Source organism: Spirosoma arcticum (genome assembly GCF_054779955.1).
Window position 1 is genome coordinate 1 of record NZ_BAAGXG010000070.1, and the last position, 565, is coordinate 565.

A 565-nucleotide genomic window follows, 5' to 3' on the forward strand; every position below is an offset into this window, starting at 1 on the left:
GTAAGAGCCGGGCAAGGGTAAATCTGGCGACTGGGGCTAAGTCGTAACAAGGTAGCCGTACCGGAAGGTGCGGCTGGAACACCTCCTTTTTGGAGCCAGTCTTTCGAGACATAATTAGTGTTACCAATGATGTCAATGCGCAAAGAGTTGGGCTTGTAGCTCAGGTGGTTAGAGCGCTACACTGATAATGTAGAGGTCCGTGGTTCGAGTCCACGCAGGCCCACAAGTACTGAATATCATAATTAGCCGGGGGATTAGCTCAGTTGGCTAGAGCACCTGCTTTGCAAGCAGGGGGTCAACGGTTCGAATCCGTTATTCTCCACATGAACCGTATGGGTTCATACGTTCTTTGACTTGTAGAAAGAGATTTGTATCATCGCTAAGAGCATGATACAGAAGTGATGCTACTGTTGAGTAGTCATTACGAAAAATGGGCGATTAATTTTAAGTAAGCGTGATTAGACACGTAGCAAAAGGGCGTCTGGGGGATGCCTAAGGCTTCTGGTGGCGAGGAAGGACGTGGCAAGCGACGAAACGCTGTGGGGACCCGCTGGCAGGGGCTGAT

The 565-nt window shown here is 49.9% G+C and carries 2 tRNA genes and 1 rRNA gene; all 3 read left to right on the forward strand.

Annotation, left to right across the window (positions count from 1 at the left end):
* Nucleotides 1-89, forward strand: a 16S ribosomal RNA gene (locus ACYVHB_RS32920); the annotation flags it as partial.
* A 60-nt stretch (nucleotides 90-149) separates the two neighbouring features.
* Nucleotides 150-223 (forward strand) — tRNA-Ile (locus tag ACYVHB_RS32925).
* 25 nt (nucleotides 224-248) lie between these two features.
* Nucleotides 249-322 (forward strand) — tRNA-Ala (locus ACYVHB_RS32930).
* Nucleotides 323-565: the final 243 nt, after the last annotated feature.